This is a genomic window from Shinella sp., from assembly GCF_035998705.1.
Classification (GTDB): Bacteria; Pseudomonadota; Alphaproteobacteria; order Rhizobiales; family Rhizobiaceae; genus Shinella.
In genome coordinates this window covers 116,482-142,406 of record NZ_DASYHH010000029.1, presented here as the reverse complement: position 1 = coordinate 142,406, position 25,925 = coordinate 116,482, and the positions used below count along the sequence as shown (strand labels likewise).

Sequence of the window (25,925 nt, the reverse complement as noted above, 5' to 3'; positions counted from 1 at the left end):
TTTCCCCGGGCCTCGGAAGGTGCCCGGGAAAATCGCCGCAGCGATGCGGAGAGACGAGCATTTGAGAATTCTGCTGATAGAGGACGATGCCGTTCTGGGCGAGGCGGTGCGCGACTACGTCGCCGGGCTCGGCCATGCCGTCGACTGGATGCAGACGCTCGACGACGGTCGCACGGCATCCGGCACGGTGGATTACGACCTCGTGCTGCTGGACCTGCGCCTGCCGGACGGAAGCGGGCTCAGCCTGCTCAAGGATCTCCGGCGTGCGGGCGCCGTCACGCCCGTCATCATCCTCACCGCGCATGACCAGATTTCCGACCGTATCGAGGGGCTGAACAGCGGGGCGGACGACTATCTCGTCAAGCCGTTCAATCTCGGCGAGCTCGGCGCGCGCATGCTCGCCGTCGCGCGCCGTTATGCCGGTGCCGCCGTGGCCGTGCTGGAGGCGGGGCCGCTGACCATCCAGCTCGCCGACCGTCGCGTGCTGCGCGAGGGCACGCCGATCGATCTTTCCAGCCGCGAATGGGCGGTGCTGGCGCGGCTTGCCGCCCGCCCGGACGCCATCGTCTCGAAGGGGCAGATCGAGGAGGCGCTCTATGCCTTCGGCTCCGAGATCGAGAGCAACACGGTGGAAGTCTACGTCAGCCGGCTGCGCAAGAAGCTCGGCAAGGATTGCGTCGAGACGCTGCGCGGCATCGGCTACAGGCTCGGCCGATGAGGCCGCCCTTCGCCTTTCGGTCGAAAAGCCTCGCCGGCCAGCTCATGCTGTGGATCACCGCGAGCGTCACGGCGCTCTGGCTTGTCGCAGTCGGGTTTGGCGCGCTGGTCATGCATGACGAGTTCGGCGAGATATTTGACAGTTCGCTGCAGGAAACGGCGGAACGGCTGGTGCCGCTGGTGGTCGACGACCTGCTGCGGCGCAACGACATCAACGAGCCGCGGCGCATCGAGCGCTCGCCGTCGCGGCCCGGCGAGGAATACCTGACCTACCAGGTGCGTGACAGGGCTGGCCAGGTGTTGCTGCACTCGCACACCGCCTCGGAAAAGCCGTTCGAGGCACCGTTGAAGGTCGGTTTCCGCGATGGCGAGACCGGGCGGTTCTATACCGCCTCGACGCCGGATGGCGCGATCTTCGTGCAGGTGAAGGATTCCGCCGCCGAGCGGCAGGAGGCGATGTTCGAGGGCACGCTGGCGCTGCTGCTGCCGGTGCTGCTCATCGTGCCCGTGACGGTCCTTGCCGTCTGGTTCGTCGTGCGGCGCGTGCTGTCGCCGGTCGAGACGCTCCGCACGGCGATCGGCGAAAAGGACGGCGGCAATCTCGCGGCGATCGAGGCTGTCGACCTGCCGCAAGAGCTGCAACCGATCCTGCGCTCGGTCAATCGCCTGCTGTCGCGCCTGCGCTCCGTGCTCGCCGCCGAGCGCGAATTCACCTCGAACAGCGCGCACGAACTGCGCACGCCGATCGCCGGCGCGCTGGCGCAGACGCAGCTTCTTCTCTCCGAGCTGAAGGACGCGCCCGTGCGCGCCCGCGCCCAGCAGATCGAGGCATCGCTGCAAAAACTCACAAAACTCACCGAAAAGCTGCTCCAGCTTGCGCGCGCGGAGGCCGGCATCGGCGTCAGCGAAACCACCTTCGACGTCGCCGATGTCGTCGGCGTCGTCGTGACGGATTTCCAGCGTGCATCGGAGGATGCGGGCCGCATCCGCTTCCGCGACGACCTTGCCGGTCCGGCACAACGGGAGGGCACCGCCGACGCCTTCGCCATCGTGTTGCGCAACCTCGTCGAAAACGCCCTGATGCATGGCCGGGACGACGAACCGGTCGAAATCTGCCTCACCGCCGAGGGCAACGTGCGCATCCTCAACGGTGCCGCGCGGCTTTCCGAGGCGGAGCTTGCCGCCGTGCGCAAGCGCTTCTCCCGCGGCAGGACGCTTGCCGCGGGCTCGGGGCTCGGCCTTTCCATCGCCGACCGGCTGCTTTCCCAGATGCGCGCGAGCCTCGTCCTGACCTCGCCCATTCCCGGGCGTGTTGATGGTTTCCAGGCAGACGTCATGTTTCCGGACGCCCGCTGACCGCATCGTCGCGGCACGCTCTGCTCCATTTCCGAACAGTCTCGTTTTCCAGCATTCCCGCTTCCCGTAGCGGCAGGCGGATACGCACAATTTTTTCCATTAGCATGTGAGAAATATGTGGCTTTATGACTTATTCTGTGGTTTTCTGTGGTTCTAATCAAGAAAAGGTGGGGAATATGGGTCGCAAACCAGAAGATTATGCGCGGCTGCTCGCCAGCACGCTGTGCAAGCTGCATGCAGCAGAATGCCGTGGGGCATCGCCCCTCGTTTCGGAAGACAGCATCCGGGTCATCAGCGAAACCATCGCCGCGGCGATGGAGGAAGCCCGGCAAATTCATATCGATGAGGAGCGCGCGGCGATGCTTGAACGCCGCGAGCGCATTCATCTCCATTCCTGACATCTCTCCAGTCTGCGCCGCCGTGTGTGCTTGTGCTCGCGGCGGCGGCTTTTTATGGTAGGTGCAAGCAATTCCGGCAAACGTGTTGCGCTGTTTTGCGTCCGGAATTGCGCGATACGTCAAACGCGCCTGACCATCGGGAGGAGACGAGGTGCCGAGTGAAGCCGTGCGCGTTCAACGCGATACGTCCGCCGACCCGGAATTCGGGCCGTGGCTGGCGCAGGCCTCGATCCTCGTCGTCGATGACGAGCCGGGCATGCGCAACTTCCTGATGCGAACGCTTTCGCCGCGTTGCAAGCGGCTGGAACTGGCCGCCGATACGGACGAGGCGTCGCGCAAGCTCGACCAGCACCATTTCGACGTGGTGATCCTCGACAACATCATGCCGCGCAAGAACGGCGTCGAATGGCTTGCCGAACAGCGCGCCATCGGCTTCTTCGCCGACGCCATCCTGATGACGGCCTATGCCGATCTCGAAACCGCCATCCAGGCGCTGCGCGCCGGCGCGGTCGATTTCGTGCTGAAACCGTTTCGGTCCAACCAGCTGCTCAATGCCGTGGCGCGCTGCCTCGACCGAATCCGCCTGCAACGTGAAAACTACGTGCTGCGCTACGAGCTGAAGGCGACCTCCGACCATATCCTGCTGCGCGACCGGCTGATCGGCGAATCCTCCGCCATCGCCCGCGTGCGCGATACCATCGCCCGCGTCGCGCCGCTGCCGACGACGGTGCTGCTCACCGGCCAGTCCGGCACGGGCAAGGAAGTCGCGGCGCGCTCGCTGCACACGCTCTCCGACCGCGAGGCAAAACCCTTCGTGCCGGTCAATTGCGGGGCGATCCCGGCGGACATGATCGAAAGCGAGCTGTTCGGGCATCTCAAGGGCGCCTTCACCGGTGCCGAGCGGGCGCGCGAAGGCCTGTTCCTGCATGCCCAGGGCGGCACGCTGTTCCTCGACGAGATCAGCGAGATGCCGCCGGCGACGCAGAGCAAGCTGCTGCGCGTGCTGGAGGACCGCAAGGTGCGCCCCGTCGGTTCCGAGCGCGAGGTGCCGGTCGACCTGCGCTTCGTCTTCGCCACCAATGCGGAGCTGGAAAAGGAGGTGCAGGCCGGGCGGTTCCGCGCCGACCTGTTCTTCCGCATCAATGTCATGCAGATCCATCTTCCGCCCTTGAAGGAGCGGGACGGCGACGCGGTGGAGCTTGCGACGCTCTTCATGAAGAAGCTTTCGGCCCAGCTCGCCATGCCGGCCGTGCCGATCGACGCGACGGTGCGCCGGGCGCTCTCCACCTATGACTGGCCGGGCAATGTGCGCGAGTTGCGCAACCTCATCGAGCGCACGCTGATCCTCGGTCGTTTCCCGGAAGGGTTCGGCTCCGGCGCGCCGGCACCGGCCGGCGAGGCGGGCGGGTCGCTCGCCGATGTCGAGCGGCGCCATATCCTCGCGGTGCTGGCCTCCTGCAACGGCCAGCGCGACGAGGCGGCGCGCCAGCTCGGCATTTCGCGCAAGACGATCGATCGAAAACTGGCCGCCTGGGATGGCTGACGGCCGGCACGCCATCCGGCCGGCGCGCTCGGTGCGCTACCGGCTGCTCGCCATCGCGCTTCTGCCCATGCTGGTGATCCTGCCGCTTCTGCTCGGCGTCACGGTCTATCGCTGGAACGAGAAATTCGATGCGACGCTGATCTCCAAGGTCAATGGCGACCTGACGATCGCGCACCAGTATCTCGCGCATATCCTCGACAATACCGGCGAACACGTCACCGCGCTCGGCGCCTCGGCGCGGTTCCGGGATGTCGCGAATGACGGCGCGGCGCTGAAGATTCTTTTGAACGACGCCCGCGCGCGGCTGGAGCTCGACTTCCTCTATGTGATCGCGCCGGATGGAGCGCTCATCGCCTCGGTGACCGGGGAGACCGCGGGCGCGCTTCGCACCGACTGGCCGGTCATTCGCGACGCACTCGCGGGAAAACCCTCCACGGGGGTCGATATCTTCGAGAATGCCGACCTCGAAAAACTCTCGCCGGACCTCGCCGCCCGCGCCAAGCTGCCGCTCGTCTCGACGCCGAACGCGGTGCCGACCGAGCGCACGGAAGAGGCGCGCGGCATGGTCGTGCAGAGCGCCAGCCCCGTCACGCTTGGCGAAGGGCGCCAGGCCGTGCTCGTCGGCGGCATCCTGCTCAACCAGAACCTCGTCTTCATCGACACGATCAACGACCTCGTCTACCGCGAGGCGAGCCTGCCGGAAGGTAGCCAGGGCACGGCGACGCTGTTCCTCGATGACGTGCGCATCAGCACCAATGTGCGGCTGTTCGAGGGGCGGCGCGCGCTCGGCACGCGCGTTTCCGCCGCCGTGCGCTCGGCTGTGCTCGGCGAAGGGCGCACCTGGCTCGACAGCGCCTTCGTCGTCAACGACTGGTATATTTCCGCCTACGAGCCGATCACGGACAGCCACGGCAAGCGCGTCGGCATGCTCTATGTCGGCTTCCTCGAAGCGCCGTTTACCGCGGCGAAGTATCAGACCGTGCTCACCATCGTCGCCGCCTTCTTCGCCATCACGGCGGCGAGCGTGCCGATTTTCCTGCGCTGGGCGCGCGGCATCTTCGAGCCGCTGGAGCGGGTCGATGCCACCATCGCCCGGGTGGAGAGCGGCGATCTCGGCGCGCGCACCGGCCCGGTCGACAGCCAGGACGAGATCGGCCGCGTCGCCGTGCATCTAGACGATCTCCTGAACCAACTGGAGCGAAGCGACCAGGAACTGCGGCGCTGGAACGAGGAGCTGAACGCGCGCGTCGATGAGCGCACCCGCGAGCTGCAACTCGCCAACCGCCAGCTCGAAGCGACGACCAAGCAGCTCATCCTGTCGGAAAAACTTGCCGCCATCGGCGAGATCACCGCCGGCGTCGCGCATGAGATCAACAACCCGATCGCCGTCATGCAGGGCAATCTGGAGGTGGTGCGCGCCGTGGTTGGCGACCGGGCGGAGCTGGCGAAGGTGGAATTCCAGCTGCTCGACGAGCAGATCCAGCGCATCAGCCAGATCGTCACGAAGCTTCTGCAATTCGCCAAGCCGGAAGAGTTCGCCGGCTTCGTCGACCGCCATGCGCCGGGCCTGGCGGTGGCGGACTGCATGCCGCTCGTCCAGCACCTTCTGGCAAAGGCGGCCATCGAGGTGCGGCTGGACAATTCCGCCGAGCGGCTGGTGCTGATGAACCGCACGGAGCTGCAACAGGTCGTCGTCAACCTCATCGTCAATGCCATTCACGCCATGCCGGATGGCGGGCGGCTGACGATCGCGACGCGTGATCGCGACCGCGAGGGGCACCCGGGTGTCGAACTTGCCGTCAGCGATACCGGCGTCGGCATGGATCCGGACCTCGTCGCCAAGGTCTTCGACCCGTTCTTCACGACCAAGCGGCAGGAGGGGACCGGCCTCGGCCTTTCCATCAGCCAGACGCTGGTGACGCGGCAGGGTGGCACCATCGCGGTCGCCAGCCGTCCGGGCGAAGGCGCGACCTTCACCATCTGGCTGCCCGAGGCCGACTGACCGGACAGTTTGTCCGCCGCATCCGGACAAACTGTCCATTCTGATTCCACTCTCTCCTTCAAATCCTTGATTTTTCAGCAAATCCGCTTTGGCACGGGCCTTGCAAGGTTTCGCGCGGGAGGTTCGGTGACTGGCGTTTCGCACGGAGGATGCGGGCGGGCGGTGCCGAAGGGGCGGTTTTCGCCCGGCTCCCCATCACGAAAATCTTCGCACCGAGGGGTGCGCCGCGGAGGAGACCCAATGACTGCATCGACCGAGACCTATGCCGGCGGATATTCCGGCAGCATCCTCGACCGGGAGCGCATTATCGCGAAACCCGGCTTCAACCGCTGGCTCGTTCCGCCGGCAGCCCTTGCCATCCATCTCTGTATCGGCATGGCCTATGGCTTCAGCGTGTTCTGGTTGCCGCTGTCGAAAGCCATTCCGGTGACCGACCCGGCCTGCGCCGATCTCAATCTCGTCTCCGCGCTCTTCACCACGAGCTGCAACTGGCGCGTCGCCGATCTCGGCTGGATCTACACGCTGTTCTTCGTGCTGCTCGGCTGCTCCGCCGCCATCTGGGGCGGCTGGCTGGAGCGCGTCGGCCCGCGCAAGGCGGGCTTCGTCTCGGCCTGCTGCTGGTGCGGCGGCATCGTCGTTGCGGCACTCGGCGTCATGAGCCACCAATTGTGGCTGATGTGGCTTGGTGCCGGCGTCATCGGCGGCGTCGGCCTCGGCCTCGGCTACATCTCCCCCGTTTCCACGCTGATCAAATGGTTCCCCGACCGGCGCGGCATGGCGACCGGCATGGCGATCATGGGCTTTGGCGGCGGCGCGATGATCGGTGCGCCTCTCGCCAACCTGCTGATGAACGCCTTCAAGACGGACGTGACCGCCGGCGTGTGGCAGACCTTCCTCGTCATGGCGGCGATCTATTTCTGCTTCATGATGGGCGGCGCCTTCGGCTATCGCATCCCGCCGGCCGGCTGGCGGCCGGAAGGCTGGACGCCGCCGGCCTCCAAGTCGACGATGATCACCACCAAACACGTGCACCTGCGCGATGCGCACAAGACCACGCAATTCTGGCTGATCTGGCTGGTTCTGTGCCTCAACGTCTCGGCCGGCATCGGCGTCATCGGCATGGCCTCGCCCATGCTGCAGGAAATCTTCGGCGGCCGCCTCATCGGCCAACCGGAACTGACCTTCAGTGAGCTCGGCACCGACCAGAAGGCGGCCATCGCGGCGATCGCCGCCGGCTTCACCGGTCTCCTGTCGCTGTTCAACATCGGCGGGCGGTTCTTCTGGGCCTCGCTCTCCGACAAGATCGGCCGCAAGAACACCTATTACACCTTCTTCGTGCTCGGCATCGTGCTCTACGCCGCCGCACCGACGCTCGCCGACATGGGCAACAAGGCGCTCTTCGTGCTGGCCTTCGGCATCATCCTGTCGATGTACGGCGGCGGCTTCGCCACCATCCCGGCCTATCTTGCGGATATTTTCGGCACGCAGTTCGTCGGCGCGATCCATGGCCGCCTGCTGACGGCATGGGCGACCGCCGGCATCGTCGGCCCCGTCGTGGTCAACTATATCCGCGAGGCGCAGATCGCCGCCGGCGTCGAGCCGGGGCCGTCGCTCTATACCGGCACGATGTATATCCTCGCCGGCATGCTGGCGGTCGGGCTCGTCGCCAATTCGCTGGTGCGTCCGCTTGCGGAGAAATGGTTCATGTCGGACGAGGAAGTCGCATCCTTGCAGGCGAAGACGGCTGCGGCGAATGCCGGCCCGACCGGCTCCTTCGGCATCGGCAAGGGCGGCTTCGACGGCAAGGCGGCGCTCGCCTGGGCCGTTGTCGGCATTCCGCTACTCTGGGGCATCTGGGTGACGGTCAAGAACACCGCTGCGCTGTTCTGAGATCGTTCAATTGACGCTTCGAGGCCCCCGGTTCGCGCCGGGGGCTTTCTTTTTGCCCCTTGCGGCCCTCGTGCATTTCGACCAAACGGAGAAGGGTTGCAGACACGAGGAGGATGGCATGACCGAATGGGGCAGGACCGGCAAGGACAGGATCGCACTGGTCACGGGCGGCGGCACGGGCATCGGGCTGGCGGTCGCGCGCGGCCTCAGCGCCGAGGGTTATGCCGTCATCATCACAGGCCGCCGGGCCGCGGTGCTGGAGACGGCGGCGGCGGAGATTTCCGCTGAAACGGGCAATCCGGTGCGCGCCATCGCCTGCGATGTCGGCGATCCCGAGCAGGTCGCAGCGGCCTTCGAACAGGTGAAGCAGACGTTCGGCCGGCTGGACGTGCTGGTCAACAATGCCGGCTCCAACGTCGCGCCGGCGCTGCTTGAAGACATTCCCTTCGCGGAGTGGAGCAGCATCCTTGCGGCCAACCTGACGGGCGCCTTCCTCTGCACCCAGCAGGCCTTCAAGCTCATGAAGGACCAGAGCCCGCGCGGCGGGCGCATCATCAACAACGGCTCGATTTCCGCCACCGCGCCGCGGCCGAATTCCGCGCCCTATACCGCGACGAAACACGCCATCACCGGCCTCACCAAGTCGACCGCGCTTGACGGCCGCAAATACGACATCGCCTGCGGCCAGATCGATATCGGCAACGCGGCGACCGACATGACGGCGCGGATGAGCACCGGCGTGCTCCAGGCCAATGGCGAGATCGCCAGCGAACCGACCATGTCCGTCAAACACGTCGCCGACGCCGTGATCTACATGGCCAGCCTGCCGCTCGACGCCAACGTCCTGACAATGACGGTGATGGCGACGGCGATGCCGTTCGTCGGGCGAGGGTAGGGTGGGATACCCCCCTCTGCCCTGCCGGCCATCTCCCCCTCAAGGGGGGAGATCGGCAAGACGCAAACACCTCGCTCAACCAGAGTCGTTGGCAATGGGCGAGACGTCAGTCCATCCAATCTCCCCCCTTGAGGGGGAGATGGCCGGCAGGCCAGAGGGGGGTGCCTTTACCGCCGCCGCGGCTCGCCGCCTTCGGCGTAGACGGTCTTTTGCTGGAACTTGAAGATGTGGCCGCAGCGGCAGCGGATCATGTGTTTGTCCGGATATTTCGACGGACGCTCCGTGAGGAAGCCGCGCGGCAGCGAATCGACGGCGAAATCGGGGTTCTTCCGGCTCGGCATGTCGTCTTCGGAGACTTCGGCATAGCCGGAATTGCCGCACATGGCGCATTCGAGCTTGCGCGAGTAGCGGTCACGGGCGGCCATGGGCGACTCCTTTGTCAGATTCCGGCGTCAGATGCCGGTTCGCCGTTAATAGGCATGCTGCCCGGTGGTTTCAATGGTTCAGGTCGCAAGCAGCGCCTGAAGGATGGCGATGATGCGCCGGTGCTGGTGGGCATGGCGCGTGCGCACGTTGACGGCGGCATAGACAGCCTGCGCGATCGCCTCGGCGCCGGCGACCCGGCTTGCCGCGCCGGTGGCGACGAGCCGCCGGGCATCGGCGGCCGGCACGAAAGCGGAACCGCCGAGCTTCTGCATCAGCGCCAGGATGGCGGTGGTCTCGCCGCTGGCGATAGGCGCGGTCGACAATGCCGGATGGGCCTGGCGGTGCAGCCGGTCGAAGGCCGGCGAATAGACCGCCTGGATATAGTCCTCGGGCTTCACCTCCGCGATGTCAGCCACCCTGTTGCTCACCATCTCGTAGATCACGTCGCCGATGCGCTCATAGTGCAGGTCCGGCAGGTAGTGCGGCGTGAAGAGGATGGCGAGGTCGAGGTCGCCCGCGTCGAGGTCGCGGTTCATCTGGTTGGAATAGTCGACCTCCAGATAGATCGACGTGCCCGGCAGTTCCTTGCGCACCACTGAGAGCCAGTCGCCGGCATAGTGGGCGGCGAGGTCGTGTTGCAGGCCGATACGCATGGAGCGCTCATAGGCGCCGGCCGTTTCCACCGCGCGCGCCGCCTCGTGCCACTGGTGTTTCAGCGCCTTGGCATGATCGAGGAAGCGCAGGCCCGCGGCGGTCGGCTGCGTGCCGCCCTTGTTGCGCGCGAAGAGTTTTCGCGCGAACGTGGCTTCCAGCGCATTGATGCGGTGGGTGACGGTCGATTGCGTGATGTTCAGGCGCTCCGCCGTGCGGTTGAAATTCCGGGTTTCCATGAGGTCCAGGAATGTCTCGATCAGGATAATCTGCATGGATGCGCCATTTTTTCCCAGTGTTTGGCGCAAGTGTAATCGAAGGTATCGATTAATAAAGCGAATTCCGCGGCTTGCTGCGCAGCGCTTTGGTTGCCACAAATCCGGGTCGAAGAAGGGGAACGAGAATGTCCGCACTGCCAAGCCATGCACGGGTCGTCATCATTGGTGGAGGCGCCGTCGGCGCGTCGGCGCTCTATCATCTGGCCAAGGCCGGATGGACGGATTGCGTGCTGCTCGAAAAGAACGAGCTGACCGCCGGCTCCACCTGGCACGCCGCTGGCAACGTGCCGACCTTTTCGTCCTCCTGGTCGCTGATGAACATGCAGCGCTATTCGGCCTCGCTCTACCGGGAGCTGGGCGCGCTGGTCGATTACCCGATGAACTACCACGTCACCGGCTCGATCCGCCTTGGCCATTCGAAAGAGCGGTTGCAGGAGTTCAAGCGCGTCGTCGGCATGGGCCGCTACCAGGGCATGGATCTCGATATCCTGTCGCCCGAGGAGATGCGCGGAAAATATCCCTTCCTCGAGACGCATGACCTGACCGGCGCGCTCTACGATCCCTATGACGGCGATATCGACCCGGCGCAGCTGACGCAGGCGCTCGCCAAGGGCGCGCGCGACATGGGCGCGAAAATCTTCCGCTTCTGTCCCGCCACCGGCGCGCGCCGGGAGGGGGACGAGTGGGTGATTTCGACGCCGCAAGGGGAAATCCGCTGCGAGAAGGTCGTCAACGCCGCCGGCTATTATGCGCGCGAAGTCGGCAAATGGTTCGGCCGCGAGGTGCCGATGATGGTGATGAGCCATCAATACATGCTGTTCGAGGAAATCCCCGAGCTTGCCGCCTGGTCGCGCGAGGCCGGCCACAAGCTGCCGCTGCTGCGCGATGTGGATAGTTCCTACTATCTGCGCCAGGAAAAGACCGGCATGAACCTCGGCCCCTACGAGCGCAATTGCAAGGCGCACTGGATCACGCCGGACGATCCGATGCCGGACGATTTTTCCTTCCAGCTCTTCCCGGACGATCTCGACCGGCTGGAATGGTATCTGAACGACGCCGTCGAGCGCGTGCCGATCCTCGGCACCGCCGGCCTGTCTCGCATGATCAACGGGCCGATCCCCTATGCGCCGGACGGCAACCCGCTGCTCGGGCCGATGCCGGGTGTGCCGAACGCCTTCGAAGCCTGCGTCTTCACCTTCGGCATCTGCCAGGCGGGCGGGGCCGGCAAGGTGCTGGCAGAATGGGTCACCGAAGGCGAGACGGAATGGGACATGTGGTCCTGCGACCCGCGCCGCTACACGGCGTTTGCCGGCGACCAGGATTACTGCATCGCCAAGGGCATGGAGGTCTATGGCCACGAATACGCCATGCATTTCCCGAAACACGCCTGGCCGGCCGGGCGCGACCGGAAACTCTCGCCGATCCACGATCGCATCAAGGCGCTCGGCGCGCAGTTCAAGCCCTATAACGGCTGGGAACGCGCCAGCTGGTATGCCACACCCGGCGACGACCTGTCGGAAGAATCGACCCAGACCTGGAACCGCGAAGGCCCCTGGCGGGCGCGCATCGAGGCGGAATGCCGCGCCGTCACCGAGGCCGCCGGTATTCTCGACCTGCCGGGCTTCTCGCGCTTCCGCGTGAAGGGCGAGGGGGCGACGGCGTGGCTCTCGACGCTGACGACCGGCAAGCTGCCGAAACCCGGCCGCATCGGCCTTGCCTATTTCTCCGACGACAAGGGGCGCATCGTCACGGAAATGTCGGTGATGATGCTGGATGAGGACTTCTTCTTCCTGATCACGGCCGCGACCGCGCAGTGGCACGATTTCGAATGGCTGCAAAAACACCTGCCCAAGGACGCCGCGTTCACCATCGACGACGTGACGGAGAGTTTTTCCTGCCAGATCCTCTCCGGCCCGAACTCGCGCGCCATCCTTGGGGAAGTGACAGATGCGGACCTCCAGAAGGGCTGGCTCACCCACCAGAGCTGCCAGATAGCCGGCCGCTGGTGCCAGCTCGTGCGCGTGTCCTTTGCCGGCGAGCTTGGGTGGGAAATCCATACCAAGATCGAGGATACCGCCACGATCTTCGATGCCGTCTGGGCGGCGGGGCGGAAGCACGGGCTCAAGCCTTTCGGCATGGAGGCGCTGGATTCGTTGCGCATCGAGAAGGGCTATCGCGCCTGGAAGGGTGATCTTTCGACGGACTACACCATCCTGCAAGGCGGCCTCGACCGTTTCGTCGACTGGACCAAGCCGGACTTCAAGGGCAAGGCGGCGCTGGAGCGGGAGAAGCAGCAGGGCGTGACAAAACGCTTCGTGACGCTGACGGTGGAGGCCGGCGAGTGCGATGCGCCCTATATGTCGACGCTGTGGCACGGCGGGAAGGTGGTCGGCGAGACGACTTCGGGGAACTGGGGCTATCGCACCGGCAAGTCAATCGCGCTCGGCATGCTCAGGGCCGACCTCACCGTGCCCGGCACGGAAATCGAGGTCGAGATTTACGGCGACCGTTTCAAGGCGGTGGTCCAGCCGGACGGCCCGCTCTTCGACCCCAACAATGAAAGACTGCGTGCATGACGAAGCCCATTCCTTCGAAGGCGAGAGCCGTCATCATCGGCGGCGGTGTCTCCGGCTGTTCGGTCGCCTATCATCTGGCGAAACTCGGCTGGACGGATGTGGTGCTGCTGGAGCGCAAGCAGCTCACCTCCGGCACCACCTGGCATGCGGCAGGCCTGATCGGCCAGCTGCGCGCCTCGCAGAACATGACGCGGCTCGCGAAATATTCGGCCGACCTCTACACCAAGCTCGAAGCCGAGACCGGCATCGGCACCGGCATGCGCCAGTGCGGCTCGATGACCGTAGCGCTCACCGAGGAGCGCAAGGAGGAGATCTACCGCCAGGCCTCGCTTGCCCGCGCCTTCGACATCGACGTGCGCGAGATCACCGTCGACGAGGTGAAGGCGATGTATCCGCACCTCAACACGGCGGATGTGAAGGCCGCCGTGCACCTGCCGCTCGACGGCCAGTGCGACCCGGCGAACATCGCGATGGCCTTGGCCAAGGGCGCGCGGCAGAACGGCGCGACGATCATCGAAAACGTCAAGGTGACATCCGTCGTCACCAGGGACGGCCGCGTGACGGGCGTCACCTGCGAGCAGAACGGTGAGACCTTCACCATCGAGACGGAAAACGTCGTCAACGCCGCCGGCATGTGGGGGCGCACGCTCGCCGATATGTCCGGCGTCACCCTGCCGCTGCATGCCTGCGAGCATTTTTATATCGTCACGGAGCCGATCCCGAACCTGCAACGGCTGCCGGTTCTGCGCGTGCCGGACGAGTGCACCTATTACAAGGAAGACGCCGGCAAGATGCTGATCGGCGCCTTCGAGCTGAAGGCCAAGCCCTGGGGCATGGACGGCATCTCGGAAGATTTCTGCTTCGATCAGTTGCCGGAGGATTTCGATCACTTCCAGCCGATCCTCGAAAACGCCATCAACCGCATGCCGATGCTGGAAACCGCCGGCATCCACACTTTCTTCAACGGCCCGGAAAGTTTTACGCCGGACGACCGCTACTATCTCGGCGAGGCGCCGGAGCTGAAGGGTTATTGGGTCGCTGCCGGCTACAATTCCATCGGCATCGTCTCCTCCGGCGGCGCCGGCATGGCGCTGGCGCAATGGATGAACGACGGCGAGGCGCCGTTCGACCTCTGGGAAGTGGATATCCGCCGGGCGCAGCCGTTCCAGAAGAACCGCGCCTATCTCAAGGACCGTGTCTCCGAAACGCTCGGCCTGCTTTATGCCGACCATTTTCCCTATCGCCAGATGGCGACCGCCCGCGGCGTGCGCCGCTCGCCGCTGCATGAGCATCTGAAGGCGCGGGGCGCGGTGTTCGGCGAGGTGGCGGGCTGGGAGCGTGCCAACTGGTTCGCCAAAGAGGGGCAGGAGCGGGAATATCGCTATTCCTGGAAACGGCAGAACTGGTTCGAGAACCAGAAGGAAGAGCACCTCGCGGTCCGCAACGGCGTCGGCCTCTTCGACATGACGTCCTTCGGCAAGATCCGCGTCGAAGGCCGCGATGCGCTCGCCTTCCTGCAACGCCTCTGCGCCAACCAGATGGACGTCGCGCCCGGCAAGATCGTCTATACCCAGATGCTGAACCAGCGCGGCGGCATCGAGAGCGACCTGACGGTGACGCGGCTGTCGGAGACCGCCTTCTTCCTCGTCGTGCCGGGCGCGACGCTCCAGCGCGATCTCGCCTGGCTGCGCAAGCATCTCGATGACGAGTTCGTCGTCATCACCGATGTCACGGCGGCCGAAAGCGTGCTCTGCGTCATGGGCCCGAAGGCGCGCGAGCTGATGCAGAAGGTGAGCCCGAATGATTTTTCCAATGCGGCGCATCCCTTCGCCTCCGCCCGGCAGATCGAGGTCGGCATGGGCCTCGCCCGCGCCCACCGCGTCACCTATGTCGGTGAACTCGGCTGGGAGCTTTACGTCTCCACCGACCAGACGGCGCATGTCTTCGAGGCGCTGGAGGAAGCGGGCGCCGATGCCGGTCTGAAACTCTGCGGTCTGCATACGCTCGATTCGTGCCGTATCGAAAAGGCCTTCCGGCATTTCGGCCATGACATCACGGACGAGGACCATGTGCTGGAAGCGGGCCTCGGCTTTGCCGTGCGCACGAAGAAGGGCGATTTCCTCGGCCGCGACGCCGTTCTGCGCAAGGAAGAGGAGGGGCTGAAGCGCCGCATGGTGCAGTTCAGGCTTACCGATCCCGAGCCGCTGCTCTTCCACAACGAAGCGCTGGTGCGCGATGGCAAGATCGTCTCGACCATCACCTCCGGAAATTACGGCCACCATCTCGGCGGCGCCATCGGCATGGGCTATGTTCCCTGCGCCGGCGAGAGCGAGGCGGATGTGCTCGCCTCCCGCTACGAGATCGAGATCGCCGGTGTGCGGGTGAAGGCGGAAGCCTCGCTTGTTCCGATGTACGATCCAAAGTCGGAAAGGGTAAGGGCATGACGACGCTTGCCGAACGCCACGAACGTTTCCACGCGCTGCACCAGTCGGGCTGCTTCGTCATCCCGAACCCCTGGGATATCGGCTCCGCCCGGATGATGGCGGCGGCCGGCGCCGTGGCGCTTGCCACCACCTCCGCCGGCTTCGCCTTCACGCTCGGCCGGCCCGATATGGGCCGCGTCACCCGCGAGGAGGCGCTGAAACATGCCGAGGACCTCGTGCGCGCGACGCCGCTGCCGGTCTCGGGCGATTTCGAGAACGGTTTCGCCGACGCGCCCGACGAGGTCGCCGAGACCATCCGGCTTGCCGCCGAAGTCGGCCTTTCCGGCTGCTCGATCGAGGACACGCAGATGGTCGAGGGCAACCCCGCCTATGCTTTCGACCTCGCCGTGGAACGCATCCGCGCTGCCGCCGATGCCGCCCGTTCGCTTGGCCGGCCCTTCATTCTCTGCGCGCGTGCTGACGGCGTGATGAACGGCGTTTACGATCTCGACGAGGCCATCCGGCGCATCCGGGCCTTCGAAAAGGCCGGCGCCGATCTCGTCTACGTGCCGGTGCCGCCGGGTGCGGAGGAATTGCGCCGTGTCGTTCAGTCGGTCGCAAAACCGGTCAATGCGCTTGCCGCCGGGCCGCTGCGCCAGCTCACGGTGGCGCAATTCGCGGAGATGGGCGTGCGCCGCATCTCGCTCGGGTCGACGCTTGCCCGCGTCACCCATGCGGCAATCGCCGAGCAGATGGAGGCCATCGTCAAGGACGGCAGTTTCGCAAAATTGTCCGCCGCAATATCCGGCGACCGGGTGAACGCGATGCTCACTGACGGTGCCGACGGCGTTTAACGCCCGTAGGCCCGCACGTCCCGCACGCCAAAATCCCATTCGGGCGTGGTCACGGGGGTGATATCGGTGCCGGGGAAGACGGCGAAGGTGCTGAAGGCCTGGCTTTCGCCCGGCAGCACGCGCAGCACGATCAGCGCGTCGTCGCGGCCGACCTCCCGGCAGGTGCCGTTCGGACAATCGGACAGCACGACGTCGAGGCGGAAGGACTGCATGGGCACCGTGCCCTTGTTGGTGATGCGGCCCGTCACGCGAAAACTCGTCTTCGTCTGCCCGGCGCTGGCCGCCGTTTCCGAGAGTTCCACATTGTCTGCCGAAAGCGCCGGTGCCGCCGTGTCCTGCACCACGACCGCGCCGGAGGGCGCGCGGTCTTCCACGAACCAGATGAGCAGTGCCGCGGCAAGGCCGATGGCCACCACGATGGTGAGTGCGGGTTCGACCCAGCTCTGAAAGCGCCGGAAGCGCAGTGCGAGATATAAAATTGCCGCCGCTGCGACTGCGAATGCCCAGATCATTCAGGTCCTCCTGGGCATCATATAGCGTGCGCGGCAGCCCGTCGAAAGGCCGTGCTCGTCACTTTGACTTGAGACTGATCCAATAAGCGCCGTCGAAGGGCACGGCGGCGAAGCGCTCGTTGATCTCTTTCATCGTCGCATCCGGGTCGATATCGCCGAAAATCTCGGGACGCAGCCAGTGCGCGAAGGCTTCGGCCGCGAGGATATTGAGCGGCACGGCGTTGAAGAAATTCCACAGCCCGTGCACGCGCCCGTCCTTCACCGCCTTCAGATTGGTGAGGAAGGGGCTGGAAACGGCGCGTGCCAGCGTCTCGCGTGCATCGTTCGGATCGACGCCGGGGCCGATGGAGAAGGCGCTGTAGGTGCCGCCCGGCGAGGCGGTGGCGATATAGACGTCCGGTTCGGCCGCGACGAGGAATTCCGAGCTGATGATGCCGCCCTGCGCCGGCAGGCTTTCGGCGATGTTGCGGCTGCCGGTGATGGCGATGAAGGCGCCGAGCCCGCCGGTGCCATAGGCGAAGCAGCACTTTTCCGGGTTCGGGAAGGCGTCCATCAGCACGGTCGGGCCGGGTTCCCCGTGTTCGGCCACCCGGTCGCGGATGCGTTTGACGCGCGCCTCGTAGAAGTCGGCAAACGCATCCGCCTGCTCCTCGCGGTTCATCACCTGGCCGAGCAGGCGCATGTTGCCGGCGGTGTTGTTCAGTGCGTCGCTGTTGAAATCGACGACGACGACGGGCACGCCGGTCTGTTCCAGATAACCGATCGCCTGCTTGCCGAGTTCGGTATCGGCCTGCCAGTTGGCGAGGATGGCGAGGTCGGCCTTGAGCGACAGCGTCGCTTCGAAGGACATGGTGATGCCGTCGCCGATGATCGGCACATCCTCGATCTTCGGGAACCTGTCCTTGAAGCGCGCATAGATTTCCGGGTTGTCGCCCTTCATGTCGCTTGCCCAGCCGGCAAGGATGCTCACCGGATCGGGATGCACGAGCGACAGCGCCACCAGGTTGAAGCCGCTGCCGAGCAGCACGGCCTTGGGCTCGGCCGGAATGGTGACCTCGCGGCCGATCGCGTCCGTCACGGTCAGCGGGTACTGCACCTCGGCGCGGGCCGGCAGCGCGGCGAGGATGAGGAAGGCGGCGAGGGCGAGGAGGCGCATGATCATTGTTTTCTCAGTTCCGGCAGGGCGCAGAGTTCGCCGCAGCCGGGAATGCCGGGCAGCATGTAGCGCAGGCAGCAGACTTTTCGGCGACAGTGTACGGCGCCTTCTTCCATCTCATGGCGCAGGCAGCCGTGGAAGGGGTTGCGGCTGCCATTGGCCAGTTGCGGGCGATCGAAGAGGGGACGGGACGGCCAATGGTCGTCGCCGTCGGCGGGCGACCGGTCCGTCGTGTTGAAGGCATAGTCGATATAGACGGCCGCATTGTTCCAGGCGAGTTTCGGCGCGATGCCGGTCTTTTCCTTGAACAGCGCGACGGCGCGGGCGAGGTGGCAATCGACCAGCGGCGTGATGACGTCGACGAGGTCCTTGCTTTCGCTCCAATCGCCCTCGTGCGGCAGGCCGAAGGCGCGCGGCAGGCCGTCCTCGCCGATTGCGATGGTCATCTCGTCGAGCGCGATGGGCGGCGTGATCTCCGCCCGGCGCGCGACGACATAGGGGATGGTCAGGGCGGAAAAATAGTAGAGCGACCAGAAGGAAGCGACGGCGCGCCGGTCCGCGCCGCCGTGGACTTCGGCATAGCGATCGAGCGTCTGCGAAAAGCCGTCCCCGGCCAGGAAATCGCCGAGCGGCACGGCGCCGTCGAGGTCCGACGAGAGCATCATCTTCTCGCTGCACCAGGCGTGCTCGCCGGTAAAGACCGCCTTCAGGCCCTGGGGTCTGAAAGCGGTTTCGCCGTCCTGGGAGGAAAGGTTGGTCAAGGGCTTACCAGGAATATTTCAGGCTGCCGATGACCGTGCGGCCCTGGTCGCGGTAGCAATAACCGGCCGAGCACACGGCATCCTGACGATCGAACAGGTTCGTCGCGTTGACCTGCAGCTTCAGGCCCTTGAAGTCCTTGTCGATCGCGGCGAAATCGTAGTCGATCGACGCGTCGACGAAGGCGCGCGAAGCGTTCTTCGAGACATTTTCGTCGCTGCCGTAGCTCGACCCGGTGAAGCGCACGCCCGCGCCAAGACCGAGGCCGGCGAGCGCGCCGTCTTCCGGCATGTCGTAATGCGCCCAGATCGCGGCCATGTGGCGCGGGATGGAGGAGACGTCGTTGCCGACGGTGCCGGCCGGGCCGTCGATGATCTTCGCCTGCGTGTAAGTGTAGGAGGCGATCAGCGACAGGCCGTTGTCGAGGCTGGTGGAGGCTTCGAGTTCGAGGCCGCGCGAGCGCAGCTTGCCGCGCTGCACCTGGATGTTGGCCGGGCCGGTCGGCAGGTCGACGACTTCGTAATAGAGGCCGTTCGTCTGGTCGATGTTGAAGAGCGCGGCGGTGATGAGCGTGTTGCTGTCCGGCAGCAGATACTTCACGCCCACTTCCTGCTGTTCGCTCTCGGTCGGCTTGAAGGGGTTGCCGGTCGCCATGTTCACGCCGGCATTGGGCGAAAACGCGGTCGAGTAGCTGGCATAGGGCGTGATGCCCCATTCGGTCTCGTAGGTCACGCCGGCGCGCCAGGTGAAGGCGCGGTCCTTCTGGCTGATCGTGTCGAGGGCGCCGGAGGCGAGGTCCGTGTTGTCGGTGTCGGTGGAGACCCAGTCGTAGCGGCCGCCGAGCGTGAAGGTCAGCGCGTCGTAGCGGATCTGGTCCTGCATGTAGAGACCGGTGATCAACTGGTCCTGCACGCTCTTCGTCTGGAAGGCGATCGGATCGACCGGGCGGCCGCGCGTCGGGTCGTTGATGTCGAGCGGCGGCGAGACGCCATAGCCGTTCAGCGACTTCCAGTAGACCTTGGTGAAGTCGACGCCGGTGAGCAGCGTGTGTTCCAGCGCGCCGGTCTCGAACTTGGCTTCGAGCTGGTTGTCGATCGTGTAGGTGTTCAGCCACTCCTCGAACGTGCCGGCGCTGCTGTCGAGCAGCGTCGGGTCGGCGGCGTTCGGCTGGGAGGCGAAGGCCCAGTCGGCGTCGACATTGAGCCACGAGGCACGCGCGTTCTGCCGGAAGGTGAAGGTCTCGTTCAGGCGGCGCTCGAACTCGTAGCCAACGCGGCCCTGGTTCTGGATGGAATCGTTATAGGCCGGGTTGCCGGCGAAGAAATCGCTGACCTTGCCGGTGGCCGGGTCATAATAATAGGCCGCCGTGCCGCCCGTCTTGGTGCGCGAATATTCGCCGAGGATGGTGAGGCGCGTGTCCTCGTCCGGCTTCCAGGTGAAGGCCGGCGCGATATAGGCGCGGTCGTCGGGAACGCCGACCTGCTCGGTGTCGGCGCTGCGCATGAGGCCCGTCAGGCGGTAGTAGAAGGGGTCTTCGTCGTTGATCGGGCCGGAAAGGTCGAACTGGCCCTGGTAGCGATCGTGGCTGCCGTACTGCACCTGCACCTCGCGCAGCGCCTCTTCCGTTGGGCGCTTGCTGATGAGGTTGTAGAGGCCGCCGGCACCGGAGGCGCCGTAGAGCGCGGAGGAGGGACCGCGCAGGATGGACACGCCTTCGAGGCCGTAGGGCTCGGTCTTGAACAGCGAGGAGCCGGCGCCCGGCCGGCGCAGGTTGTCGCGGAAGACGCCGGTATAGGTCACGTCGAAGCCGCGCACGGTGAACGAGTCGAACCGCGGGTCGAAGCCGTAGCCGCCGACACGGGTGCCGGGCGTGTAGGCGAGCGTGTCGAGCAGGGTCTGCGGGTTGCGGTCTTCGAGCTGTTGCTGCGTGACCGAGGAGATCGATTGGGGGGTCTGGATGAAGGGTGTATCGACCTTGGCGCCCGTGGCGCTGCTCTTGCCGACATAACCATCCGCGGTGATGACGCCGCCGCTGCCGCCATCCACGACGATGTCTTCGAGAACGGTCGCGCCGCCCTGTACCGTCGCTGCCTGGTCCTGCGCAAGGGCGACCGTGGCGAGCGTGAGGAGGGACGTGCCGGCGAGCGCCAGGCGGAACATCGTGCGGGAAGGCTTGTGCATGCGGGGTCTTTCTGACGAAGCGGATCAATAAGATGACCGTTTTTATCAGGATTCAGATCGCTGCAACAAATTATATGACTGGAACAGTCATGATTCAGCCTGTGTTGCCGGAGCGCAACACAGGCTGGGGATGAATTGCACTCAGAAGGCGAGGCTGCCGGCCATCAGTGCAAGCACGAGGAAAATCAAGAAGATGACGATGGCGATCGCGAACAGGATCTTGGCGATCGTGGCTGTCGCTGCCGATACGCCGGAGAAGCCGAGGAAGCCGGCGATCAGCGAGATGACGAGGAAAATCAGTGCCCATTTCAGCATGGCGGTGTCTCCAGATGTATGGACAGAAGGACGCGCGAGGGCAAAAAAAGTTCCCGGTCAGGTGAGTTGATCAGCCGGGACAGGGCGATGGCGGCGAACGCGGCGCAGCATTCTCGCCACGCCCACTAGCCCCCAGCCGAGGCCCGCGCCGGTCGCCGCCCAGAGCAGGCCGGCGGGCGTTACGGGAACGGCCGGCTGGAAATCCCGCCAGGCATTGGTGAGGATCATGTCGTCGGCATTGTGCAGGAGCGCGAAGGGTTTTGCGAAGGGCGAGGTTTGGGCCATGCCGGCGGATTGGCGGGCGATCGTCTCGAAGCGGGTGAGGGTGCGGCGCATCGACTGGCCGCGATTGCGCAGGAAGGGTTCACCGGCGCCGTCATAAATGGCGAGCGCCTGTCTACGGTCGATGCCGGCGAGCGTGGCGTCGCGGTCGAAATCGGCGACGATGATGCGCAGTTCATCGAGCGCGCCGCCGAGGCGCTGCTGGTATTGCTGCGCAAATTCCGGCGCCTGCGAGAAGGTTAGCGCGCCGATCAGGGCGGCAATTGCAGTCGCGGTGCGGGACAAAATCCTCATGCCGTTCTCCCGGGACATCACATCCCGAGAGCGGAACCGCCGGAGCGGCCAAAAGTTTCCGTCAGCCGTGGCTGATCATGACGTGGCGCACGGCGGTGTAGTCCTCCAGCGCATAGATCGACATGTCCTTGCCGTAGCCCGATTGCTTGACGCCGCCATGCGGCATTTCGGTCGTCAGCATGAAATGCGTGTTGATCCAGGTGCAGCCATATTGCAGGCGGGCGGCGGCCTTCATCGCCTTACCGATGTCCTTCGTCCAGACGGAGGAGGCGAGGCCGTAGTCGCTGTCGTTCGCCCAGGCAACCGCCTGGTCGGCCTCGGAAAAGCGGGTGACGGAGACGACGGGGCCGAACACTTCGCGCCGCACGATCTCGTCATCCTGCGTGGCGCCGGCCACCACCGTCGGCTGGAAGAAATAGCCCTCGGCGCTGCCCGCGCGGCCGCCTGTGGTGATCTCGACATGTTTGAGTTCGGAGGCGCGCTCGACGAAGCTCGCCACGCGGTCGCGCTGGCGTTTCGAGATCAGCGGGCCGATCTCGTTCAGCGAGTCGTCCGGGTCGTTGTATTTGATGGTCGAGACGGCGGCGGAGAGGTCGGCGACGAGCTTTTCGTAGATGCCGTCCTGCGCATAGATGCGGCAGGCGGCCGTGCAGTCCTGGCCGGCATTGTAATAGCCGAAGGCGCGGATGCCCGCGACGACGGCCTCAAGGTCCGCATCGTCGAAGACGACGACGGGGGCCTTGCCGCCGAGTTCCAGGTGGGTGCGCTTGACGGTCTTTGCCGCCGCCGCCAGCACCTTCTTGCCGGTCGCGACATCGCCGGTGATAGACACCATGTTGATCTTCGGATGGTTGATCAGCGCATTGCCGACCGTCTCGCCGCGGCCGAGCACGATGTTGACGACGCCCTCCGGCAGGATGTCGGCCAAGAGCTTCGCCATCTTCAGCGCCGTCAGCGGCGTCTGCTCGGAGGGCTTGAAGACCACCGTGTTGCCGCCGGCAATGGCAGGCGCCAGCTTCCACGCCATCATCATCAGCGGGTAGTTCCATGGCGCGATCGAGCCGACGATGCCGATCGGGTCGCGGCGCACCATGGAGGTGAAGCCGGGCAGGTATTCGGCGGCGACCGGTGCATTGAGCGAGCGGATGGCGCCGGCGAAGAAGCGCCAGCAATCGACGATCGCGGGCAGTTCGTCATTGCGCGCCGCGTTGATCGGCTTGCCGCAATTCAGCGATTCCAGAGCTGCGAAGGCGTCGGCATCCTTCTCGATCGCGTCGGCGATCCTCAAGAGGTAGCCGGAGCGTTCGGCGGGCGTGGTGGTGGCCCAGGAGACGAAGGCCTTTTCGGCGGCGTCCACCGCGGCGTCGATCTGCGCGTAGGAGGCTTCCGGCAGGTCGACGATCTTGGCGCCGGTCTTCGGGTTCAGGATGTGCTCCTCGACTTCCGTGCCGGCCTCGAAGCGCGCGCCGATCAGCATTTGGGTGTCCATCGATGTTCTCCCTTGTGTCGTCATTTGCCGCCGCCGGCGACCTGGTCGCCGTCGCGGGTGAGGTAGTAGGCGCCGAGGATCGGCAGGAAGGTCAGCAGTACGACGACCATGGCGACGACATTCGTCACCGGCCGCTGGCGCGGGCGCACGAGCTCCTCCAGCATCCAGATCGGCAGGGTCGATTGCTGGCCGGCGGTGAATGTCGTCACGATCACCTCGTCGAAGGAGAGTGCGAAGGCGAGCATGCCGCCGGCAAGAAGGGCCGTGCCTATATTCGGCAGGATGATGTAGCGGAACGTCTGGAAGCCATCGGCGCCGAGGTCCATCGACGCCTCGATCAGCGAGCCCGAGACGCGCCGGAAGCGGGCGACCGCATTGTTGTAGACGACCACGACGCAGAACGTCGCGTGGCCGAGCACGATGGTCCAGAACGAGAAGGGGATTTCCGCAAAGGAGAAGGCCGAGCGCAGCGCGATGCCGGTGATGATGCCGGGAAGCGCGATCGGCAGGATGACGAGCAGCGAAATGGTCTCCCGGCCGAAGAACTTCGTGCGGGAAACGGCGGCCGCGCACAGCGTGCCGAGCACCAGGGCGATCGTTGTAGAGATCGCAGCGACGCGCACGGAGAGACCCATGGCCTGCCAGACGTCCGGCCGGTTCCAGGTGACCGCGAACCATTGCAGCGTATAACCCGGCGGCGGGAACTGGTAGCTCTTCTCCTCCGTGGTGAAGGCATAGAGGAAGATCAGTAGGATCGGCAGGTGCAGGAAGGCGAGGCCGGCACCGGCGGCGATCTTCAGGCCCAGCGGCGCGGAGGTGTTCCGGTCAGAGCGCATCGAAGGCTCCCTGTCGCTTGGCCATCCAGAGATAGAGGCCCATGATGACGATCGGCACGACGGTGAAGGCGGCGGCAAGCGGGATGTTGCCGGCCGTGCCCTGCTGGGCATAGACCGCCTGGCCGATGAACAGCCGTGACGAGCCGATGATCTGCGGGATGATGTAGTCGCCCAAGGTCAGCGAGAAGGTGAAGATCGAGCCGGCGATGATGCCGGGCAGTGCCAGCGGGAAGAGCACATAGCGGAAGGTCTGCGCCGGGCGGCCACCGAGGTCGGCGGAGGCTTCGATCAGGTTGCCCTGCACGCGCTCCAGCGCGGCCTGGATCGGCAGGATCATGAAGGGCATCCAGACATAGATGAAGACGATGAACGTGCCGGTGTAGCTGATCGACAGCGACGTGCCGCCGACGACCGGCAGCGCCAGCCAGGCGTCCAGCACCCAGAGCAGATTGAGCTTGGCAAGCGCCCAGGTGACGATGCCTTCCTTGGCGAGGATCAGCTTCCAGGCGTAGATTTTTACCAGATAGCTCGACCAGAGCGGCAGCATGACGCCGAGATAGAAGATGACCTTCCACTTTCCCCTGGCATAGCGCGCCGCATAATAGGCGATCGGGAAGGCGATCACGGCGGAGGCCAGCGTCACCAGCACGGCCATGACGACGGTGCGCAGAATGATGTCGAAATTCGACGGGATGAGCAGCTGCTTGTAGGTGGCGAGCGTGAACTCGTAGTTGATCAGCCCCGAAAAGTCGTCGATCGAGAAGAAGCTCTGCAGGAGCAGCGCCAGCAGCGAGCCCAGATAGATGATGCCGAGCCAGAGCAGCGGCGGCGTCAGCATGAGGAGCAGGAAAATCTTCGGCTTGCGCCAGAAGAAGTCCGACAGCCGGCCTGACGGGCTCGCGCGGCGTTCGAGGATGGAGGTGTCCGTGACGCTGCTGATTGGGGCGATGCTCATCGGGCGTCGTCCATCTGGTGCAGGTCTTCGGGCAGGAAGGAGAGGGTGACGGTTTCCCCTGCCGCAGGCACGGCAATGGAGGCCGGGACCATCGCGGCGACCCGCGTGCCGGCCGTTTCCACCGTCACGCGGTTGGAAGCCCCCAGGAAACTCGCCGCGACGACGCGGCCTGCGAACTGCCTGCGGCCGGGTCCATCGCCAAGCGAGATGGCCTCCGGCCTGAGGCTCGCATGCGCCTGCCCGAAGCCGAGGCTTGCGACGAATTCCGGCGGCAGCACGTTCGAGGAGCCGACGAAATCGGCGACGAAGCGCGTCTTCGGCCGCTTGTAGACCTCTTCCGGCGTGCCGAGCTGCTGGATCCTGCCGTCGTTGAAGACGGCGATGCGGTCGGCCATCGACAGCGCTTCGCCCTGGTCGTGGGTGACGAAGATGAAGGTGATGCCGAGCGATTTCTGCAACGACTTCAGCTCTTCCTGCATCTGCTCGCGCAGTTTCAGGTCCAGCGCGCCGAGCGGTTCGTCGAGCAGCAGCACACGCGGACGGTTGACCAGCGCGCGGGCGAGCGCCACGCGCTGCCGCTGGCCGCCGGAAAGCTGGCCGGGCCGGCGCGTGCCGTAGCCGGGCAGCTTCACCATGGCGAGCGCCTCTTCCGCCGCTTTCAGCCGTTCCGCCTTGGCGACACCCTTGACCATCAGCCCGTAGGCGACGTTTTCGAGGATCGAGAGATGCGGGAAGAGCGCATAGTCCTGGAACACTGTGTTGACGTTGCGCCGGTAGGGCGGCACGCCCTCCGCCGTCTCGCCGAAAATCTCGATATGGCCGGCGGTCGGCTGCTCGAAGCCGGCCATCAGGCGCAGGCACGTCGTCTTGCCGGACCCCGACGGCCCCAGCATGGCGAAGAACTCGCCCTCGGCGACGGCGAGGTCGACGCTGTCGACGGCGCGCACGGCACCGAAATGGCGGGAGACTTGCTGGAACAGGACAGCGGTCATGGGGGCTCCGGGTGTTTCAGGCCTGGCACTCTTCAGCCAAGCGGGATTGTTACCCTCCCCTTGAGGGGGAGGGTCGGCCCGTAGGGCCGGGGTGGGGTGACCACCGGATATCGCTGAGGCGTGTCACCCCCACCCGCGCATTCGC

General features: G+C 65.4%; 22 protein-coding genes. 10 read left to right on the top strand and 12 right to left on the bottom strand.

Going from position 1 to position 25,925, the window contains the following annotated elements:
- The first annotated feature begins 61 nt into the window (after positions 1 to 61).
- The 7 genes from VGN93_RS27645 (at position 62) to VGN93_RS27615 (ending at position 8,801) form a co-directional block, all read left to right on the top strand.
- Positions 62 to 718 (top strand): response regulator transcription factor, encoded by a 657-nt coding sequence (locus tag VGN93_RS27645; protein WP_327510158.1) that lies wholly within the window; start codon positions 62 to 64, stop codon positions 716 to 718.
- Complete coding sequence (locus VGN93_RS27640; RefSeq protein ID WP_327510157.1) at positions 715 to 2,073, top strand: HAMP domain-containing sensor histidine kinase; 1,359 nt, start codon at positions 715 to 717, stop codon at positions 2,071 to 2,073. The genes VGN93_RS27645 and VGN93_RS27640 overlap by 4 nt, the downstream gene beginning before the upstream one ends.
- A gap of 176 nt (positions 2,074 to 2,249) precedes the next feature.
- Complete coding sequence (locus VGN93_RS27635; protein WP_319317176.1) at positions 2,250 to 2,471, top strand: hypothetical protein; 222 nt, start codon at positions 2,250 to 2,252, stop codon at positions 2,469 to 2,471.
- A gap of 151 nt (positions 2,472 to 2,622) precedes the next feature.
- Positions 2,623 to 4,014, top strand: a complete 1,392-nt coding sequence (locus tag VGN93_RS27630; RefSeq protein ID WP_327510156.1) for a sigma-54 dependent transcriptional regulator — start codon at positions 2,623 to 2,625, stop codon at positions 4,012 to 4,014.
- On the top strand, positions 4,007 to 6,016 hold the full coding sequence (locus VGN93_RS27625) for a sensor histidine kinase (RefSeq protein WP_327510155.1): 2,010 nt from the start codon (positions 4,007 to 4,009) through the stop codon (positions 6,014 to 6,016). Before VGN93_RS27630 ends, VGN93_RS27625 begins: the two co-directional genes overlap by 8 nt.
- Positions 6,017 to 6,256: 240 nt before the next feature.
- The gene (locus VGN93_RS27620) at positions 6,257 to 7,906 is read left to right on the top strand and encodes an OFA family MFS transporter (protein ID WP_327510154.1); all 1,650 of its coding nucleotides are present in this window, start codon (positions 6,257 to 6,259) and stop codon (positions 7,904 to 7,906) included.
- 118 nt (positions 7,907 to 8,024) lie between these two features.
- Entirely contained in the window at positions 8,025 to 8,801 is a 777-nt protein-coding gene (locus VGN93_RS27615; protein WP_327510153.1) for an SDR family oxidoreductase, read from the top strand.
- 167 nt (positions 8,802 to 8,968) lie between these two features.
- Here VGN93_RS27615 and VGN93_RS27610 read toward each other — a convergent pair whose 3' ends face one another.
- The gene (locus tag VGN93_RS27610; RefSeq protein ID WP_319317193.1) at positions 8,969 to 9,226 is read right to left on the bottom strand and encodes a hypothetical protein; all 258 of its coding nucleotides are present in this window, start codon (positions 9,224 to 9,226) and stop codon (positions 8,969 to 8,971) included.
- Positions 9,227 to 9,304: 78 nt separating this feature from the next.
- Positions 9,305 to 10,153, bottom strand: coding sequence for a LysR family transcriptional regulator (locus VGN93_RS27605; RefSeq protein WP_327510152.1), 849 nt, complete (start codon positions 10,151 to 10,153; stop codon positions 9,305 to 9,307).
- Positions 10,154 to 10,281: 128 nt separating this feature from the next.
- On the opposite strand from VGN93_RS27605, the gene VGN93_RS27600 reads away from it, so the two are divergent.
- From VGN93_RS27600 to VGN93_RS27590, 3 genes are read left to right on the top strand one after another with little or no spacing between them, the layout of a single operon-like run.
- Positions 10,282 to 12,732, top strand: coding sequence for an FAD-dependent oxidoreductase (locus tag VGN93_RS27600; protein ID WP_327510151.1), 2,451 nt, complete (start codon positions 10,282 to 10,284; stop codon positions 12,730 to 12,732).
- Positions 12,729 to 15,176 carry an FAD-dependent oxidoreductase gene (locus VGN93_RS27595; RefSeq protein ID WP_327510150.1) on the top strand — a complete coding sequence of 816 codons (2,448 nt, stop codon included), beginning with the start codon at positions 12,729 to 12,731 and terminating at the stop codon, positions 15,174 to 15,176. The genes VGN93_RS27600 and VGN93_RS27595 overlap by 4 nt, the downstream gene beginning before the upstream one ends.
- Positions 15,173 to 16,009, top strand: coding sequence for an isocitrate lyase/phosphoenolpyruvate mutase family protein (locus tag VGN93_RS27590; RefSeq protein ID WP_327510149.1), 837 nt, complete (start codon positions 15,173 to 15,175; stop codon positions 16,007 to 16,009). Before VGN93_RS27595 ends, VGN93_RS27590 begins: the two co-directional genes overlap by 4 nt.
- On the opposite strand, the gene VGN93_RS27585 is transcribed toward VGN93_RS27590, so the two are convergent.
- From VGN93_RS27585 to VGN93_RS27540, 10 genes are all read right to left on the bottom strand, one after another.
- Entirely contained in the window at positions 16,006 to 16,521 is a 516-nt protein-coding gene (locus tag VGN93_RS27585; RefSeq protein ID WP_327510148.1) for a hypothetical protein, read from the bottom strand. The two genes, VGN93_RS27590 and VGN93_RS27585, sit on opposite strands and share 4 nt — an antisense overlap.
- A gap of 58 nt (positions 16,522 to 16,579) precedes the next feature.
- Positions 16,580 to 17,683 carry an ABC transporter substrate-binding protein gene (locus tag VGN93_RS27580; protein ID WP_327510147.1) on the bottom strand — a complete coding sequence of 368 codons (1,104 nt, stop codon included), beginning with the start codon at positions 17,681 to 17,683 and terminating at the stop codon, positions 16,580 to 16,582.
- Positions 17,680 to 18,342, bottom strand: coding sequence for a siderophore-iron reductase FhuF (gene fhuF, locus VGN93_RS27575; protein ID WP_327510171.1), 663 nt, complete (start codon positions 18,340 to 18,342; stop codon positions 17,680 to 17,682). The genes VGN93_RS27580 and fhuF overlap by 4 nt, the downstream gene beginning before the upstream one ends.
- A 100-nt stretch (positions 18,343 to 18,442) precedes the next feature.
- Positions 18,443 to 20,617: a TonB-dependent siderophore receptor gene (locus tag VGN93_RS27570; RefSeq protein ID WP_327510146.1), complete on the bottom strand. Its 2,175-nt coding sequence runs from the start codon at positions 20,615 to 20,617 to the stop codon at positions 18,443 to 18,445.
- A gap of 141 nt (positions 20,618 to 20,758) precedes the next feature.
- Positions 20,759 to 20,932, bottom strand: a complete 174-nt coding sequence (locus VGN93_RS27565; RefSeq protein WP_256117273.1) for a DUF1328 domain-containing protein — start codon at positions 20,930 to 20,932, stop codon at positions 20,759 to 20,761.
- Positions 20,933 to 20,989: 57 nt separating this feature from the next.
- Positions 20,990 to 21,508, bottom strand: a complete 519-nt coding sequence (locus VGN93_RS27560) for a DUF2937 family protein (protein WP_327510145.1) — start codon at positions 21,506 to 21,508, stop codon at positions 20,990 to 20,992.
- A 61-nt stretch (positions 21,509 to 21,569) separates the two neighbouring features.
- On the bottom strand, positions 21,570 to 22,997 hold the full coding sequence (locus VGN93_RS27555; protein ID WP_327510144.1) for a gamma-aminobutyraldehyde dehydrogenase: 1,428 nt from the start codon (positions 22,995 to 22,997) through the stop codon (positions 21,570 to 21,572).
- Between the two features lie 20 nt (positions 22,998 to 23,017).
- Positions 23,018 to 23,833: an ABC transporter permease gene (locus VGN93_RS27550; RefSeq protein WP_327510143.1), complete on the bottom strand. Its 816-nt coding sequence runs from the start codon at positions 23,831 to 23,833 to the stop codon at positions 23,018 to 23,020.
- Entirely contained in the window at positions 23,823 to 24,788 is a 966-nt protein-coding gene (locus tag VGN93_RS27545; RefSeq protein WP_414714194.1) for an ABC transporter permease, read from the bottom strand. The genes VGN93_RS27550 and VGN93_RS27545 overlap by 11 nt, the downstream gene beginning before the upstream one ends.
- Positions 24,785 to 25,780 (bottom strand): ABC transporter ATP-binding protein, encoded by a 996-nt coding sequence (locus VGN93_RS27540; protein WP_319317228.1) that lies wholly within the window; start codon positions 25,778 to 25,780, stop codon positions 24,785 to 24,787. The genes VGN93_RS27545 and VGN93_RS27540 overlap by 4 nt, the downstream gene beginning before the upstream one ends.
- Positions 25,781 to 25,925 lie beyond the last annotated feature (145 nt).